The sequence below is a fragment of the Acinetobacter gyllenbergii genome (genome assembly GCF_001682515.1).
In the GTDB taxonomy this organism is placed as follows: domain Bacteria; phylum Pseudomonadota; class Gammaproteobacteria; order Pseudomonadales; family Moraxellaceae; genus Acinetobacter; species Acinetobacter gyllenbergii.
Window position 1 is genome coordinate 356570 of sequence record NZ_KV575262.1, and the last position, 17284, is coordinate 373853.

Genomic DNA, 17284 nt, shown 5'->3' on the forward strand with positions numbered 1-17284 from the left:
CTGTTAGGCAATTTTTTGCTATTTTTATTTGATATTTTCATTTTATTAACATAAAGTATCGCTAAGCGAAATAGTATTTCTTAAAATGAAAAACCAAAACCGAGAGTCAATGGAGTTTGACGTAGTGATCGTAGGCGCAGGACCTTCGGGTTTATCTGCTGCAATTAAAATTCGTCAATTAGCGATTGAAAACAACCTGCCTGATCTTTCTGTTTGTGTTGTTGAAAAAGGCTCTGAGTGAGGTAGGTGCGCATATCCTTTCTGATGTTGTACTTAAACCACGTAATGAATGAATTATTTCCAAACTGGAAAGAAGAAGATGCACCACTGGACGAAACATATTTCTTATTATCTGATAGTAAAGCACAAAAAATGCCGCATTGGATGGTACCGAAGTCAATGCACAACGATGGAAACTATGTGGTTTCCTTTGGTGACGCATCACAAAATATCACTTGGGTAACACTTGAAGGTGGAGGTGGTCCTAACTACCCAAACATGTAAATGGATGGATAGTTTTGCAGAGATTTAATTGCTCTATATCCCGAATAAGTTGAGGTATTTCTACTCTCGATTGTCATTTTTTAGGTAAGCTTAGTTCCTGCGGGAGCTAAGCTTAAAAAACAAATTGATAGGAACTTTCTAGAACAATCATGAAGGAAAAAATAATGAGCCGCGTAGAGTTTAACTGGAATGACCCTTTTTTAATTGAACAGCAACTGAACGAAGAAGAACGCATGATTCGTGATACAGCCCATGCATTCTGCCAAGATAAGTTAATGCCACGGGTGCTTGATCAATTCCGTCATGAAACAACCGATCCGCACATCTTTAGGGAAATGGGTGAACTAGGCCTGCTCGGACCCACCATCCCAGAACAATATGGCGGTGCAGGCTTGAATTATGTGAGTTATGGTCTGATTGCCCGTGAAATTGAACGTGTTGATTCGGGTTATCGTTCAATGGCCAGTGTGCAAAGTTCGTTGGTGATGGTGCCCATTCATGAATTCGGGACTGAACAGCAAAAGCAAAAATACTTGCCCAAACTTGCGTCAGGTGAATGGATTGGCTGCTTTGGTCTAACCGAACCCGACCATGGTTCAGATCCAGGCAGTATGGCCTGTCGCGCCAAAAAAGTTGCAGGTGGCTACCATTTAACTGGCGCCAAGATGTGGATTACCAATAGTCCAATTGCGGATGTTTTTGTGGTGTGGGCCAAAGAGGTTTCGCCTGAAGGCAATGTCGGCCCGATTCGTGGCTTTATTTTAGAAAAAGGATGGCAAGGGCTTTCTGCGCCGGCAATTCACGGCAAAGTCGGCTTAAGAGCGTCTATTACAGGTGAAATTGTGATGGATCAAGTCTTTGTTCCTGAAGAAAATGCATTTCCCGAAGTACGTGGCTTAAAAGGCCCTTTCACCTGCTTGAACAGTGCCCGTTATGGTATTGCTTGGGGCGCCATGGGAGCAGCTGAATTTTGCTGGCACACCGCACGCCAATACACACTGGATCGAAAGCAGTTTGGTAAGCCACTGGCTGCCAACCAACTGATTCAAAAAAAGTTGGCAGACATGCAAACAGAAATTGCGCTCGGCCTACAGCTTGCCCTTCGCTTTGGTCGAATGAAAGACGATGGTATTGCCTCAGTTGAAGCGACCTCTCTGATTAAACGCAATAACTGTGGCAAGGCCTTGGAGATTGCCCGTTTGGCGCGAGATATGTTGGGCGGAAACGGAATCAGTGATGAATTTGGTGTCGCCCGTCATCTGGTCAATCTTGAAGTTGTGAATACCTATGAAGGCACCCATGATGTGCATTCCTTGATCTTAGGCAGAGCCCAGACAGGACTCGCAGCGTTCTAAAGCGCTAAGTGACGACTAAAAATAAAACGGCGAGCATCGACGTTAGATAGCTCGCCCTATCGCATCTTGATCTTATCTAGGTCAATACTAGTACACTGATTAAATTGGGCGAAACGCTGTAATTCTCGTTCTAATGCAAGCAAAAACTCATCTCGATTTCGCATATTGGCATCTTCTAAATGCAAACTTATCACTTCTAATCTTTGTTCACGACGATGCACTTTACAGTTGATTCGTCCAACAAAATCATCCGCATAAAGCAACGGTAAGCAAAAATAACCATATTGTCGTTTGGCCGCAGGTACATAGCATTCAATCCGATAATCAAAGTCAAATAAGCAACTTAAACGTTCCCGATGAATCACCAGATTATCAAACGGAGATACGATTTTAACCTCCGCTTTGATCTTGGGTTTATGTTCCAACACGGCGCTGGCCACATAAACCGTTTGCCCACTTTCCAGCTTGATCAGATTGATCACGCCTGCATCAATCTGTTCGTCCAAAAGTTTACGCATGATGTCACGTAAATCTTTATTGGTTTTTAAATGCAGCAATTGCTTCCATGTAAATACGCCATGGGCACGTATGGTAGTATCCAATAAATACTGTGCATATTCCTGTAAAGTCGGTGTGCTTAGATCAATACCCTGCGGTATGCAACGTTCGGTCAGGTCATAGACTTTCTCCATGCCATTACGTTCACAGATCATTAAATCACCTTGCATGAATAACTGTTCAATTGCCTTGCGACTCGGTCCAGCATTCCACCAGCCTGCAGGCCCTTCCCGTTTGTCCTTCTGCATATTTCTGAGTCGGATTCTGCCTTCGGCTTTCACCTGAGCCAGAATCTCATGCATCAGTTTCTGATCACCTCTTGAGAAATAACGGCTTTCTCCATTACGAATAGAATGCATTAACGGCATGGCATAGCGATAATCCCGCATCGGTAAATAAGATGCGGCATGGGCCCAATGTTCAAAAATCAGTTGATCTTGTACCAGTTGATTTAAATGACCCAATTGATAATTCGGCACTCGACTCCACAACACATGATGATGGGCACGTTCCACCACTGAAATGGTATCAATTTGCACATAACCCAGATGCTCAATGGCTTGTTGTGTACCAGATAAGCCCTCACCAAATCGATTGTTTTTTTCTAAACCTTGATGAGATAAAGCCAAGCGTTTTAATAATGAAATCATAATATTGTCATTTAAATCATATTTTATCGATCAAGAGAGATGAAGCTGCAATAAATGCAGTTATTCAAATTAACACAATTATGCCAATCCCTTGTTTATTTTCCTTGTATATAAAAACGAGGCGCCACGCCCAAAGAACGTTTAAAGGCTGCGGTAAAAGCACTGCTACTGCTATAACCCAACTCGATTGCGACATGGGTAATGGATTGCCCCAATTCCATGCGGGTCAACGCATTGAGCAAACAGGCTTGCTGGCGCCAGTTGCTAAAACTCATCCCCGTTTGCTGCCGAAAAATTCGTGTAAAGTTACGACGGCTCATGCCAACCTGTGCTGCAATTTGATCAAGATCATCGTCCAAGTTAGGTGCTTTTAACAATTGCAGGCATAAGGCGGCTAACCGTGGTTCTTGCGGCAAGGGCGCATTTAAAGGCAGTTCAGGCATCAGTGCAATTTCTGCAATGATTAATCGCATGAGATAATCATCTCGGCTCCCCAACACATATTCAACAGGCAAATCAACCGCGGTCGACAATAGCTCATGCAATAAGGGCGACACGTTGATCACGGCACAATAGGCTGGTAAGCCTGCTGCATTTGCGGTTTCAGGGAGAATATAGGCACTACGGGTTTTAGTGATCCCGCCCATGTGTACTTCATGGTCAATCCCTGCTGGAATCCAAAGTGCACGTTTCGGTGGCACCACCCAACTGCCAGTAGCTGTAATCACCGTTACGACCCCTGTAATCGCATACAGACATTGACCTCGACGATGGCGATGACTTGCCAACAGATGGCCATCGGCATAATCATTGCCCGTGGCCATCACTTCACGCGCCACATCCTGATAATCATTGACCTGAATATTACGCATTGCCCTTCCTTAAAAATGGCCTGAACTCGACACTATCTGTCCCAAATATGATTGTGGGCCGATTTCTATTCAGTTTAGGATAAAAGTACTGAAAAACAAACCTCTTTCAGCAGCACCATTCAAACTGATACAACGTGTTGGAGCAATCATGGCAAGCAATACAGGCACTCTTGAGAATGCATTTCCACAAGAGCAATTTCCACCGAATGATCAACCGCAGAAATTCGTGTTACGTGTTGTCGGCGCAGTTGCTTTTGCCCATCTGTTAAATGATTCAATTCAAGCCGTAGTCACTGCAAGTTATCCGATGTTAAAAGCCGAATTTTCCTTAAGTTTTGCTCAAATCGGCTGGATTGCCTTGGTCTATCAAATTACCGCATCCTTATTACAACCGTGGATTGGACTATATACTGATAAACATCCAAAACCCTATTTATTGCCAATGGGTATGGCAGCCACACTGATCGGCATCGGCTTAATGGCGATTGCAGCAAGCTTTCACAGTTTGTTGTTTGCTGCCGCATTAATTGGGGTAGGCTCGTCGACTTTTCATCCTGAAGCCTCTCGCATCGCCCGTACCGCATCGGGTGGACGTTTTGGTACAGCACAATCGATGTTTCAAGTTGGAGGCAATACCGGTTCTGCGATTGGGCCATTAATGGCAGCTGCCGTGATTATTCCAAATGGGCAAGGGGCAATTGGCCTCTTTGTTTTGGTTGCTGCTTTGGCGATTTTCGTTTTATTACGTGTCACCAAATGGTTGGTTAAACAAGCCCCTGTACAACGTGCTGCTAGTCAAGGTGTCATCTCCACCTTGACCCGTAAACAAGTGATTCAGGCCATGGCGGTGATTTGTGTTTTGATGTTTGCCAAATTTATCTATATTGCGGCCATTACCAATTATTTTACGTTCTACCTGATTGAACGTTTTAATGTTTCTATTCAAACCTCTCAGCTGTATCTGTTTATTTTCTTGGGTGCAGTGGCTCTGGGAACATTTGCAGGTGGCCCTATCGGTGATCGGATCGGTCGTAAAGCTGTGGTATGGGTCTCCTTCTTGGGTGTTGCACCGTTTGCCTTGATGTTGCCTTATGTTGGCCTTACTGGAACAGCGATCCTAGCAATTGTGATTGGTTTAGTGATGTCCTCTGCTTTCTCTGCCTTAGTGGTGTATGCTCAGGAAGCCGTGCCTGGTCGTGTCGGAATGGTTGCAGGCTTGATGTTTGGACTGATGTTCGGGATCGGTGGGATTGGTGCAGCGGGACTGGGACATTTAGCCGATACCCATGGTATTGTTTGGGTCTATAAACTCTGCTCCTTCCTGCCACTTTTAGGTTTTATGACTGCGTTCTTGCCGAATACCAAAAAATAATCCATCACTCAGAACTACAGCATAGCAACAGGCCTGCTGCAGTTCTGAGTGATCAACATGATCTTGTTTGCCTGCACGTTTAAGTGCTAGAATTTTAGCCATCGTTGGAACTTGCTAGATTCCTTCGTTTTCATTGTTACGATAAAAAAAACCGCGAAAAATTGATGTTGATATTTTTTCATTCGCGAAAAATATCACATCAACACATATCCCAATCATTAAGATTCGGTCAGCGTTCATCAGGGCTTGAGTTGTTATCAGGCATCGTTAACAGGTTTTCGCAGCATTGCTGTACCTGCTTTTTCGATAGGACGCTTTATGAATCGCTCTCTATTTATTATTTTTTCGACCATTGCTTTAGATGCGATTGGCATCGGGCTGATTTTTCCAATCTTACCCGCCTTACTTCAAGATATTACACATAGTCATCAGACTGCATTATACATCGGTCTGCTCGGCAGTCTCTATGCCGCCATGCAATTCCTCTTTTCACCTGTACTCGGTGCATTAAGTGACCGATTTGGACGGCGACCGATTCTGCTGCTGTCATTGGCAGGTTCAACCATCAACTACACGTTCTTGACCTTTTCACATAGTCTGGTGCTGCTATTGATCGGTCGAATCATTGCAGGCATGAGCAGTGCCAATATGTCAGTTGCTTCCGCCTATCTTGTCGATATAACCAAACCAGATCAACGTGCCAAATACTTTGGGCTCATGAGCGCGATGTTTGGTGCAGGTTTTATTATTGGACCAATCCTTGGTGGTTTGCTGGGTGACTACTGGCTCAGACTGCCCTTTATCATCGCAGCCATTCTTTCAGGTCTCAACTTTTTACTGGCCTATTGGGTCTTGCCTGAGTCAAAAACAGCCGAGCTCTCAAACAATCCTGTTTCGAGTCTGAATTCATTTAAAGCCTTTACCTCGCTTCGATCAATCCCGAATATACTTCCTTTAATTGCCACCTTTTTTATCTTGAGTGGCACAGGTGAAGCTTATGCGGTGTGCTGGGCGCTTTGGGGACATGCTACCTTTCAATGGAACGGTTTTTGGGTGGGGCTATCTTTAGCTGCTTTTGGTTTATCTCAAATGCTGGTTCAAGCCTTTATTCCTCAGCATACTTCCAAACGATTTGGAGATCGAAATACCGTCCTTATCGGAATAAGTTGCTCTTGTATTGCATTATCCATCATGGCTTTTGCCCAACAAGGCTGGATCATTTTTATCATCATGCCACTTTTCGCCTTAGGCAGTATCGGTACCCCGTCATTACAAGCCTTGGCTTCGCAAAAAGTTTCACCAGAACAACAAGGTCAATTTCAAGGCATTATTGCCTCTACAATCAGCTTGGCCTCCATGTTTGCTCCTCTACTATTTTCCACCCTGTATTTTCAATTTCAATCCAAATGGCCGGGTGCAATCTGGCTGAGTGTAGTCATGATTTATCTACTTGCGCTGCCTATTCTGATTCGTAGCCTCAAACCAAATATGCAACCTTCAAAATGACAAAAACGTAATTTTCCTGTTGTTCAGAAGTACTGATATAGCTTGGATAATAAAGATGAAAGCTGAGAGTGCTGATTGCGCCCTCAGTCCCACATCATGCTTTAAAAGAGGATAAAAAATGAGTTTTGTGCAAAACAGTAAAACCATGTTGCGCAACCTGATCATCGGTACAACCCTAACGATTGCTACATCAACCGCTTTTGCTCATGTCAGCTTGATCAGTGCTACACCCGCTGCAAATACCATAGTTTCAACCCAACCTAAAAATCTTAACCTTAATTTTGGTGATGAGGTGATGTTAATGAAGATTCAAGTTTTAGACGAACAACGCCGTGAACTTCCATTGAATTATAAGGTCAGCCATGACCTGAAAAAATCATTTGATGTGGCCTTACCTTCACTGAAAAAGGGCAAATATACCGTGCTTTGGAGCACCATGGGCAAAGATGGACACAACATGAACGGTGAATATAGTTTTACTTTGAAATAAGCCAAATCAAACTCGAAATAGATGAGCAACTTGCCAATCTCATCCCTTGACCAGTTGCTCGGGGTTAGGAATAAAAATGATGCCTGAATATTGGATATTCGCCGCCTGGATAATAAAAATTAGCCTATATCTAAGTACTGCTTTTGTCATTGGAGGTGCATTCTGTTATTTCCTCCTCGGACACTATGCTGAAATTAAAAAAGGGATGGTCAATTACATCAGCATTGGGGCCGCCCTTGGTTTTATGTCCAGTACGCTGGGTTTCTTGTTTTTAGTTGGAAGCTTTGCCAATACAGGCCTGCTCGGCATGTTTGACTGGAACTATATCAACATTCTGATCAACACTGCGACGGGACATGCCCATCTGCTTCGTATGATCAGCTTTGCATTACTGCTGGCATTGCTGATTTTTAAACTCAAAACGCAGAGAACTGAAATTAGCCTGTTTGAAAAATGCATTTGGCCAATTCCTGTATTGCTGATCGCCTATAGTTTTTCTCAACTCGGCCATGTCACCAACCTCTCCACTTTCGCCCAGCTTTTATTGACGATCCATGTGCTTTTAATGTCTGTTTGGATGGGGTCGCTCTACCCGCTTTGGAAAACCAGCCGCATTATCAGTGGGCTACCGTTAAAACAATCTATGCATTTATTTGGACAGATTGCCGCATTTATCGTCGGTATTCTGATTGCATGCGGCATCACCATTGCACTACTCCTGCTTAAGGATCTTGATGCGCTTATTGCCACACCTTATGGACAAGGTTTTATCATTAAGCTTGTCTTGGTTATCGGCATTTTACTGTTGGCCGCTTTTAACAAATGGTACTTTAGTCCACGTCTACAACAGGCTAAATTTGCAAAACAACTCGGCTATGCCATTTTGTTTGAAATGTCACTCGGCTTCATGATTTTAATGACCACTGCCTATATCACCACAGTTGTCGGAATTGAATAAAATCACAAGGAACTGCTATTCGATGTGAATCATGGGCATTTGAATAAAGCCCTGATTCACTCGATTGCGTTAAACAGACATGCTGTCATGTTTAACATGTCGTGTGATCCACCAAAATAACAAAGCCATGATGCTGATGCAGGCGCCGAGTACGCACACGCCTTGCCATCCAGCTCGTGCATACGTCAAAGTACTGCTGATCGCTCCTAAACCACTCCCAACCGCATAAAACAGCATATACAGTCCAACCAAGCGACTTTGGTTGTCTTGTTGAGTTTGGAAAATCATGCTTTGATTGGTGACATGTAAAGCTTGCCCACCCAAATCCAGTAATAAAATACCAATGATTAACGCAACAATTGAATATTCAATTTGAGCGAATGCAAACCAAGACAACAATATAATCAGTAAGGCAAAGCCAGTGGTTCTTTGCGCAAAACCTTGATCTGCCCATTGCCCAGCTTGTGTCGCCATTAAGGCACCGAGTACCCCAACCAAACCAAATGCACCAATCGCTGTATGAGAATAATGATATGACGCTGAGCTCAATAATAAGACCAAGGCACTCCAAAAAATATTAAAAGCGGCAAACATCAACAGTGCCAATAGACCACGTATTTGTAATATCTTATTGTGACAAAGCAAGCTCAACATCGACCCGAGCAACCGTGGATAGCTTAGCTTATACTGTGGATTCGCAACCACAGGCAGAGATTTCCAAAGCGGTATGGCAATCACCAACATGAGCATTGCCGCACAGAAATAAACGTTTCGCCAACCCGCAACATCACTGATTGCTCCAGCAAATACACGCGCCAACAGCAAGCCAATAAATACACCACTTTGTGCTGTACCGACAACATAACCGCGCTCATGCAAATCCGCCACGCTTGCCGCATAGGCAATCAGTCCCTGCGTCATGGCAGTCCCTAACAAGCCTACAGCAAACATACTGGTGAATAGACTCAAAGTCGTCTTGGTAATGCTGACTGCAATCAAAGCAACACAGAGTGCCAACAGCTGGAATAACATCAACCGACGCCGATTAATTCGATCACCCAATGGCACCAACAGAAACAGCGCCACAGCACAACCAATTTGCGTCACTAAAATCACACTACCAACAGCGGCATAGCTGATTGCTAAATCCTGAGCAATCGCATCGAGTAATGGTTGCACATAATAGACATTGGCAACACTAAGCCCGCTTGCAATCGCAAACAAAAACACCAAACTGGTCGGCAATTTTTTTGGCTGAATTAAAAAACATTTTTCATTTTTGGGTAAGGAAGACCTACAGGGAATATTCATATCTACACCCAAACTAGTTTCAAATTAAAACTAGTTGAATCCTAATCGACCTAGTTTTAAAATGCAACTAGCTCACCCTTTAATCTGCTGAGAATGCGATGCCAAACCCTGAAATTTCGAGTCCAGAATTCTGCCCTGTTGCACGGAGTGTTGAAGTGATTGGAGATCGTTGGTCCTTATTAATTGTGCGCGATATAATGGACGGGCTACACCGCTTTGGTGATCTGCAACGAAGCCTTAATGTCGCGCGTAACATTCTCTCAGACAGACTACATAAATTAATTGCTGCTGGGATTCTGCAAACACGCGCTGCTTCCGATGGCACAAGCTATCAAGAATATATTCTGACGGACAAAGGCGAACAGCTGTTTCCAATCGTGGTGGCATTACGCCAATGGGGGGAACAATATCTATTTGGGGAAAATGAAACTCATTCTGTCCTGATTGAAAAAACAACAAGGCAGCCTGTTCCCTTGATGATCCCCATCTCCAATGAGGGCACTGTATTGAGCACAGCAAGCACTGAAGTATTAAAGGTCAATCCATAGAGATTATTCTCTACATACAAGGTTTTATGATTAGATTGTGATTTGCGATCAGCATCACGATTGACTGCTTTCAATAAATGCGACTTTACTTCGCATGGAGAACAGCCCCAATTTGCCAAACAGCTGGGCTATGCCATCCTGTTTGAAATGTCGCTTGGCTTAATCATTTTAATGACAACAGTCTTTATTACGACTGTTGTCGGGATTGAATAGTCCAGCGCCTAGTCAATATCAACTGAGTATCCAATTTAATCTATTTTGATAAAATCAAGTTCCTCACCCGATGGAATCGGATGCTCTGCAAATGGCAGAATAATAATGCAATTGGCTGCAATGAAAGCGTCTATCTGGTAAGGATGTTGTTCAATCAACTGTAACGCATATTGACCATCTGCCTCCATTTTATAACGACCCCACAACAACTTTCTATGCTTTAAGTCAGGCTGGATTTGCTGATTGATTTTACCTTTTAAATATAGATGGTCAAAAAAATCGGGAATATGCTTATTTAAAATATATTTCACAAACATATGCATTAGCATGGCAACATCTTGCATATCGCCTGCTAGGCTGATAATCGTTGTTCTATCTTCAGTAATCTCTACACGAGATCCTTTATGATTGCCATTTTCATCATACAGTTGCACAGTTTGGCTGATCTTTGGAGTTCGGTCATTACTATTAAAAATTCGGAATTCGTTGGCTGGAATACAACATGTATTCAGTGGACTCTCACCAATACCCTGATAAAAATTAGCCAGCCTTGAAAGCTTAAGTTCAGAAGAATACCTATTTAAAGGAAACCAACACAAAATCATGTCAAATTCAGGTATTTGCTGGTCAAAAAACTGCTGATGCTCTTCCCAGCCCGAAGTCAATGCCTCATCTAATGCGGGATGATTTTCTTTTTTTAGATTTTCAAAAGCACAATCATAACGTGCTGGTTTGTGTGATTTAATTTCTACCTGATGATATCCCCAAGTTTTTAACAAATCTTGGATATATAAACACTCTTCACTGATCTCATCCTGTTTATCGAAAGGATGCATATTTACGATCAATATTTTAGGGTGTCGATAGATCGATAATGTTTTAATTCCTGCACGTCTTAATGCAATTAATTTTTCAGGTGTAATCTTATTATTTTTTTCAAGAATTAAATCACCTTGCTTAAATACACTACTCTGTTGAATAACACCATGCATGACAGCAATAGGAGTTTTTACTTTTACATTTTCAATATCAGAAAAATCTAAGCGCTTATCCTCTTCTAAAATAATTGCATCCATCCCTTCTGGAAGTTTGGTAAATTCAGGTATCTTTGTTAAGCAGCCAGCTAAATTCAATTTATAAGGGTTAATAGAGCGATATAATTGTTGTTTCCAGAAATACAAATCTTTTACTACAACTGGATTTTTTTGGCTGGCATGTTGAGTCAGCTTGGAGTCAACACCCCATCCTGCATATGCTGAAAAATTATGATGTGGGAAGTTTTGTAGAGCATAGACATCACTTGCATTCACTTGATTCAGAGCATCATCCAACTCAACTAACGTTTTTAAATGACCTTTCGGTAAATGCTGATAAATACGATAAAAAGCATCGGTTAATCTACAGGGAAGATTTTCAGGTACGGGTAGTCGCTTGTGCATAAGTATAATTAAATAATGATTTTAACAATAAGATTAATAATATGAGAACCACTTATTTCTGTATACAAAACAACACACCCCTCCAAAGCATAATTTTATTCTGTATGTTTATAAAACAAATAAGCTAAAAATATCTTTATATTATCATGGAAATTATAATCATTCTTTTCAAAATCAAATATGAACTTCTCGTCAAGATAAACCAAGCCAATCTACAATGGCACTAAATTACCTCAGATTGTCTCTATTTCACATCGACCCTACACTTGGAGCAGCATAAAGTAAAAATAGATAAAGCATGATATGCACGACCGAACATACAAAATATTGCCTGAAAGGAGTTCTCGGCATGACAACAAACAATTATGACTATGATTATCTCATTATCGGTTCAGGATTTGGTGGAAGTGTTTCTGCTTGTCGTCTGACTGAAAAAGGCTATTCCGTTGCCGTCATGGAAATGGGACGCCGCTGGCAAGCAGAAGATTTTGCAAAAACTAACTGGAACACCCGTCGCTGGATTTGGCGACCTGGCATGAAACTTTTTGGTTATTTCAATATGCGTTTTTTTCGCCATGTCACCATCATTTGCGGTAATGCCGTGGGCGGAGGCTCAATCACCTATGCCAATACCCTCCTCATACCACCAACGCACATTTGGGATGAAGGTTCTTGGGCTAAAGCAGCCAACTGGAAAGAAGATATGCCGCAACACTATGCTGAAGCAGAACGAATGCTCGGCGTAACTGACAATAAAATTTTTGGTCCAGCTGACCATATGTTAAAACAAATGGGAGAGGCTGTTGGTGTAGGTCACACCTTTAAACCTACTCGTGTCGCTACTTTCTTTCCGCCACAAGGTGAGGAAGGTGGAAAAATCTACCCAGATCCTTATTTCAATGGTGCAGGTCCCGAACGAGCCACCTGCACCGCCTGCGGTGGATGTATGACAGGGTGCAAGCACAATGCAAAAAATACACTCGATAAAAACTATCTATATTTTGCAGAGAAAAATGGGGCAAAAGTGTACGCAGAAACCAAAGTCGTCGACGTTAAACCTTTAAATGGCAAGGTTGATGGTAGCGACGGTTATGAAGTGATTACGGAATGTTCAAGTTCGTGGTTCAACAAACAACGCCGTTCATGGCGCGTTCGTCATGTCATTTTTTCAGCCTCCTCACTTGGAACACAAGAACTGCTGTTCCGTTTAAAACAGTCAGGCTCCTTACCCAATATTTCTGATGACTTAGGTAATCGTGTGCGTACCAATGCTGAATCCATCTTGGGTGTGCGTTTTTTTGGAAAAGATATTGATATGAGTAAAGGTGTTGCCATTGGCTCAAGTATTTATATTGACCATGACACACATATTGAAGCAACCCGATATCAAAATGGTTCAGATGCAATGGGTTTGATGTGTACTTACATGGCCAAAGGCAAACCAGGTTGGACACGTATTTTTTATTGGTTATGGGCATTGATTTGCCATCCATTTATTTTCTTAAGAATGAGCAATCCAATTGGTTTCGCACGGCAAACTCTTATCTTTTTGGTGATGCAAACTGCGGATGCTTCAATCAACATGCGCTTAAAACGTCATTGGTGGTGGCCTTTTGGTAAGGTTTTATCCAGTGAAGGCCAAACCTTGCCTGTCTACATCCCACAAGCGAATACTTTTACTGAGAAAGTTGCAAAGATGTTTAATGGTCAACCCATGACAACACTCACTGAAATCTTATTCAATGTCCCCTTTACTGCCCATTGTATGGGAGGCTGTGCCATTGCCTCCACACCAGACCACGGCGTAATTGATAGCCAAAATCGCATCTTCAATTATAAAAATTTATATGTGATTGATGGATCGATGCTCAGTGCAAATCTAGGGGTAAACCCAAGTCTAACCATTACAGCCTTAGCTGAACGAGCGATGTCCTTTATTCCAGATAAACAAAGCTTGATACCAATCCCCCAACCAGAGACTCAATCAAATCAAACAGATTATGTTTAACAGAGCACTAAAAACTTAGGTTAAGACATTAAAACTTTAATGTTTTAACCAATAGCATTTATCTAGACCGATCCAACTCTATTTAAGTTGTGAAATCAATTTAGGTAGAATGCTGACACAAAACAATATGAGCAGCAGTCAAAATTTATGCTTTCTTTACGCACAATTTACGATAATTTTATTATTTATCAATCGATTAAATCATAATATTCATAACATCTCAATTAACTCATCATTTAGGGATGTCATGAAAACTTTGCATCATATATTACTTTTAACGACAACGTTCTGCTCAAGCTATGCTTTGGCAACCGATCAAACCGCTACAGCAAATTTCAGTCTGAGTGGGAATGTTGCTTTGGCGAGTGACTATCGCTGGCGTGGACAAACGCAGACTAAAAATGATGCGGCATTACAAGGAAACTTTGTTGTAAACCATTCCTCTGGATTTTATGCCGCGGCATTTGCATCAAATGTCGATTTCGGTGATGAAGCGCACTTAGAACTTGACCCCTCACTTGGTTATACAGCGCCAATCACATTCGGGAAATTCCAGCCCACCATTGATATCGGTATGCTACGCTATCATTACGTGGGAAAAAGCGATTTAAATTATAACGAATACTATCTCAAGCTGATCATCAATAGCGCTTTGAACGATGGTGATCGCTTTACACCAAGTATCAGTTATACCCCTCAATACGGCGGAAAAGCCACTCGCCAAAACGTCGGTGAAAATGTCAAAAATTGGTATTTCAATCTTTTATATACGACGCCGATCGCACAAACCAACTTTGCAGCAGTTGCAAGCTTAGGCTATTCCAAAGCCAGCCAAGCTATTTATGGTGGAACCGCCAAAGATCATTTCTTCGATTGGAAAATTGCAGCGAATTATAATTATAGACCGATGAACTTAACTGCTGAACTAGCTGCGATTGGAACTGACCTAGATCACACAGGTTATTCCGATAGCAATCAAAAAGGTGTTAAAACCGCCGCAGTGTTTAGTCTGACCAAGTCCTTTTAGATTAAAATGAAGTACAGCAAGCACGAATACACTTTATCGCTTGCTGTATAGCATCACATTTATTTGACTGATTCGCTCTAACTGGATTTACGCTGAAACCCTTGTTGAGCCAATAACTGAGCCCGTGTTTCATAATCTACAACTTCAAGCACCTGATGCAATAACCACATATAGCCAAAAGGGTCTTTAAACATGGCATTTTTAATGCCCATTTTAGGCTTATCTTGCACCGCCTGAACCAGTGCGGCACCTGCATCCACAGCCTGCTGCAAGGTCTTTTCAATATCCGTGACAGTAATATTAAACCAGATTGGGATATAGCTCTCAGGAGTAGGCGCCAATAATTGGAAATCTGGGTTTTCATCCAACATATGAAAATGGACACCATGAATACTGATAATCACACTATTTTGTCCAAGCACAAAATCACCGACTTCGATTCTTTCAACCTCAAAAACCCGCTCATAAAACGCCAATGCCGCCATGGTATCTTTGACAATAAAATCAATTTCTGTACTTTGCATTTGATGTATTCCCTTTGTTTTATTCATTCTAAGGGACGGATTTTCTGATCACTGTCTTTACTTTGTAAGATAAGTAAATGCTCTGCGATAAAAAGGCGAAGCAAGATTTAATCTCGCCTCGCCTTTTTCTTTAGCTGTACTGATTATTCAATAATTAAATCTTTGGCAGGAATAGCATCGCCATAGACTGGCTTTAAGGTTTTTTCATAGGCCTGATGAATCACGCCTTCTTTGGCTAGCTTTTGCAAATCTTGATTTAACCAATCCAACAGTTCTTTATTGCCCTTTTGTACAGCAGGTGCAATTAAATCTTGCTCACCCAAATTGGTAATGCCGACAGTGTAATTTGGATTTTCTTTTGCCCATGCCAACACCAATAAATTGTCATGTGCCAAAGCAGCACCTCGACCATCTTTTAAAGCATCAAAAGTTTCTGTGTTTTGCTCATATTTTTGCAACTTAATTTCAGGATGTTGCTTGCTAAAAAATGAATCCGCTGTGGTGCCTTTATTCACCAATAAGGTTTGATCTTTTAACTGAGTAATATCAGTAATTGGTTTGTTCTTAGGAGACACAACACCTAAAGCGACTTTTAGATAGGGTTTGGCAAAATCCACCACTTGCTCACGTTCAGGTGTCACGGTGAAATTGGCAAAAATAATATCCACTTTATTGGCTTTCAGATATTCAACACGGTTGGCCGCTTCCGTCAGTACAAATTGAACCTTGTTTTCATCGCCCAATAAATCTTTGGCCACATGCTTGGCAATTTCCACATCAAAGCCCTGATTCTTACCTTGTGCATCGAGATAACCAAACGGCGGCTTGTCGCTAAATACGCCAATCCGAACCACACCGTTTTTCTTAATCTGTTCAATACTGGAAACCTGCGCTGAAGTATCTGCGGTCTTTTCAGTCGGCTGCGGATTTTTATTACATGCTGTCAGTCCTAAACTAAATACTGAAGCCAACAGTAATTTTTGAATATTTGAAAATGTTATTGTTTGCATAAGTTCACCTATTTTTTAACCTTATAAAAATCTGTTATTGCTTGGAGATATCGACATCCAAAAAGATATTCGGATTCACTGTTTCGCCATAAATCGGCTTCAAGGTTTGGTCATAAATCTTTTGAACTTCACCTGTCGCTCTGAGCTGTTTAATTTCATCATTGAGCCAGTGCAGTAATTGGCTATTGCCCTTCTTCACGCCTGCTGCGATAAAATCTTGATTACCAATCTGAGGAATGCCTGCCACATAATTCGGGTTTTTCGCTGCCCATGCCAAGGCATAGGTACTGTCTTGGGAGATGGCATCACCACGACCATCGATCAATGCATTGAAGGCATCGGTATTTTGTCCAAATTTCAACAATTTGACTTTGGGATAATGCTTCGTGAAATAAATTTCAGAACTTGAACCCTTATTTACAATTAAAGTTTTGCCTTCCAGCGCTTTTACATCGGTAATGGCTTTGGCTTTGGGAGAGACAATTCCTAAGGATGCTTTTAAGTAAGGTTCAGAAAAATCAACCACCTGTTGCCGTTCTGGTGTCACTGAAAAACTGGCAAAAACCACATCAACTTTTCCTGATTTTAGAAACTCAACCCGATTAGCCGCTTCCGCAATCACAAACTGAATTTTATGTTCATCGCCAAGCAGATCTTGAGTAACACGCTTAGCCAGTGCCACATCAAAGCCCTGATTTTTGCCTGCACTATCGACATAGCCAAACGGTGGATTGTCCGCGAATACACCAACCCGCAATACACCATTTTCCCGAATCTGTTCCAGTGAAGTATCTTGTGCCGTATTTTGGGGTTCAGAGGAAGCGGGTTGATTACAGCCAGTCAACACGCCTGCCATCAGTACACAAGTAATGCTCAGACCAAACATTTTTATTTTTAAAGAATGGTCATATTGCCCAACTGCTAAATTCAATCTCATAA

The 17284-nt window shown here is 41.9% G+C and carries 15 protein-coding genes and 2 pseudogenes; 10 read left to right on the forward strand and 7 right to left on the reverse strand.

Annotated elements, in window-relative coordinates:
• Window positions 1–85: 85 nt before the first annotated feature.
• Together NG55_RS20555 and NG55_RS07680 are read left to right on the forward strand one after the other, a co-directional pair.
• Window positions 86–438, forward strand: a pseudogene (locus tag NG55_RS20555) (NAD(P)/FAD-dependent oxidoreductase); the annotation flags it as partial.
• Window positions 439–668: 230 nt separating this feature from the next.
• Window positions 669–1859 carry an acyl-CoA dehydrogenase gene (locus tag NG55_RS07680; protein WP_407638704.1) on the forward strand — a complete coding sequence of 397 codons (1191 nt, stop codon included), beginning with the start codon at window positions 669–671 and terminating at the stop codon, window positions 1857–1859.
• Window positions 1860–1915: 56 nt separating this feature from the next.
• Here NG55_RS07680 and NG55_RS07685 read toward each other — a convergent pair whose 3' ends face one another.
• Window positions 1916–3067, reverse strand: a complete 1152-nt coding sequence (locus NG55_RS07685; RefSeq protein ID WP_065342905.1) for a winged helix-turn-helix domain-containing protein — start codon at window positions 3065–3067, stop codon at window positions 1916–1918.
• A gap of 95 nt (window positions 3068–3162) precedes the next feature.
• On the reverse strand, window positions 3163–3939 hold the full coding sequence (locus NG55_RS07690) for an AraC family transcriptional regulator (protein WP_065342906.1): 777 nt from the start codon (window positions 3937–3939) through the stop codon (window positions 3163–3165).
• 148 nt (window positions 3940–4087) lie between these two features.
• On the opposite strand from NG55_RS07690, the gene NG55_RS07695 reads away from it, so the two are divergent.
• The 4 genes from NG55_RS07695 (at window position 4088) to NG55_RS07710 (ending at window position 8265) form a co-directional block, all read left to right on the forward strand.
• Window positions 4088–5311, forward strand: coding sequence for an MFS transporter (locus NG55_RS07695; RefSeq protein ID WP_065342907.1), 1224 nt, complete (start codon window positions 4088–4090; stop codon window positions 5309–5311).
• A 318-nt stretch (window positions 5312–5629) separates the two neighbouring features.
• Window positions 5630–6817 carry a TCR/Tet family MFS transporter gene (locus NG55_RS07700; protein WP_065342908.1) on the forward strand — a complete coding sequence of 396 codons (1188 nt, stop codon included), beginning with the start codon at window positions 5630–5632 and terminating at the stop codon, window positions 6815–6817.
• Window positions 6818–6935: 118 nt separating this feature from the next.
• The gene (locus tag NG55_RS07705; RefSeq protein WP_065342909.1) at window positions 6936–7307 is read left to right on the forward strand and encodes a copper resistance CopC family protein; all 372 of its coding nucleotides are present in this window, start codon (window positions 6936–6938) and stop codon (window positions 7305–7307) included.
• A 76-nt stretch (window positions 7308–7383) separates the two neighbouring features.
• Window positions 7384–8265 carry a copper resistance D family protein gene (locus NG55_RS07710; RefSeq protein ID WP_065342910.1) on the forward strand — a complete coding sequence of 294 codons (882 nt, stop codon included), beginning with the start codon at window positions 7384–7386 and terminating at the stop codon, window positions 8263–8265.
• A gap of 69 nt (window positions 8266–8334) precedes the next feature.
• Here NG55_RS07710 and NG55_RS07715 read toward each other — a convergent pair whose 3' ends face one another.
• Window positions 8335–9576, reverse strand: coding sequence for an MFS transporter (locus tag NG55_RS07715; RefSeq protein ID WP_065342911.1), 1242 nt, complete (start codon window positions 9574–9576; stop codon window positions 8335–8337).
• Window positions 9577–9674: 98 nt separating this feature from the next.
• Between NG55_RS07715 and NG55_RS07720 the strand changes: the two genes are divergently transcribed.
• Together NG55_RS07720 and NG55_RS20840 are read left to right on the forward strand one after the other, a co-directional pair.
• A complete protein-coding gene (locus NG55_RS07720) occupies window positions 9675–10124 on the forward strand; it encodes a winged helix-turn-helix transcriptional regulator (protein ID WP_065342912.1) in 450 nt (149 codons plus the stop codon).
• A gap of 60 nt (window positions 10125–10184) precedes the next feature.
• Window positions 10185–10337, forward strand: a pseudogene (locus tag NG55_RS20840) (copper resistance protein CopD); the annotation flags it as partial.
• Window positions 10338–10372: 35 nt separating this feature from the next.
• Here NG55_RS20840 and NG55_RS07725 read toward each other — a convergent pair.
• Complete coding sequence (locus NG55_RS07725) at window positions 10373–11776, reverse strand: molybdopterin-binding domain-containing protein (RefSeq protein WP_065342913.1); 1404 nt, start codon at window positions 11774–11776, stop codon at window positions 10373–10375.
• A 349-nt stretch (window positions 11777–12125) separates the two neighbouring features.
• Between NG55_RS07725 and NG55_RS07730 the strand changes: the two genes are divergently transcribed.
• Both NG55_RS07730 and NG55_RS07735 read left to right on the forward strand, forming a co-directional pair.
• Complete coding sequence (locus NG55_RS07730; RefSeq protein WP_065342914.1) at window positions 12126–13784, forward strand: GMC family oxidoreductase; 1659 nt, start codon at window positions 12126–12128, stop codon at window positions 13782–13784.
• 247 nt (window positions 13785–14031) lie between these two features.
• Window positions 14032–14811, forward strand: coding sequence for a TorF family putative porin (locus NG55_RS07735; protein ID WP_065342915.1), 780 nt, complete (start codon window positions 14032–14034; stop codon window positions 14809–14811).
• A gap of 77 nt (window positions 14812–14888) precedes the next feature.
• Here NG55_RS07735 and NG55_RS07740 read toward each other — a convergent pair whose 3' ends face one another.
• The 3 genes from NG55_RS07740 to NG55_RS07750 all read right to left on the reverse strand — a co-directional run bounded on the left by NG55_RS07740 (window position 14889) and on the right by NG55_RS07750 (window position 17282).
• On the reverse strand, window positions 14889–15335 hold the full coding sequence (locus NG55_RS07740; protein ID WP_065342916.1) for a VOC family protein: 447 nt from the start codon (window positions 15333–15335) through the stop codon (window positions 14889–14891).
• Between the two features lie 143 nt (window positions 15336–15478).
• Window positions 15479–16345, reverse strand: coding sequence for a cysteine ABC transporter substrate-binding protein (locus tag NG55_RS07745; RefSeq protein ID WP_065342917.1), 867 nt, complete (start codon window positions 16343–16345; stop codon window positions 15479–15481).
• A gap of 34 nt (window positions 16346–16379) precedes the next feature.
• Complete coding sequence (locus tag NG55_RS07750; protein ID WP_065342918.1) at window positions 16380–17282, reverse strand: transporter substrate-binding domain-containing protein; 903 nt, start codon at window positions 17280–17282, stop codon at window positions 16380–16382.
• Window positions 17283–17284 lie beyond the last annotated feature (2 nt).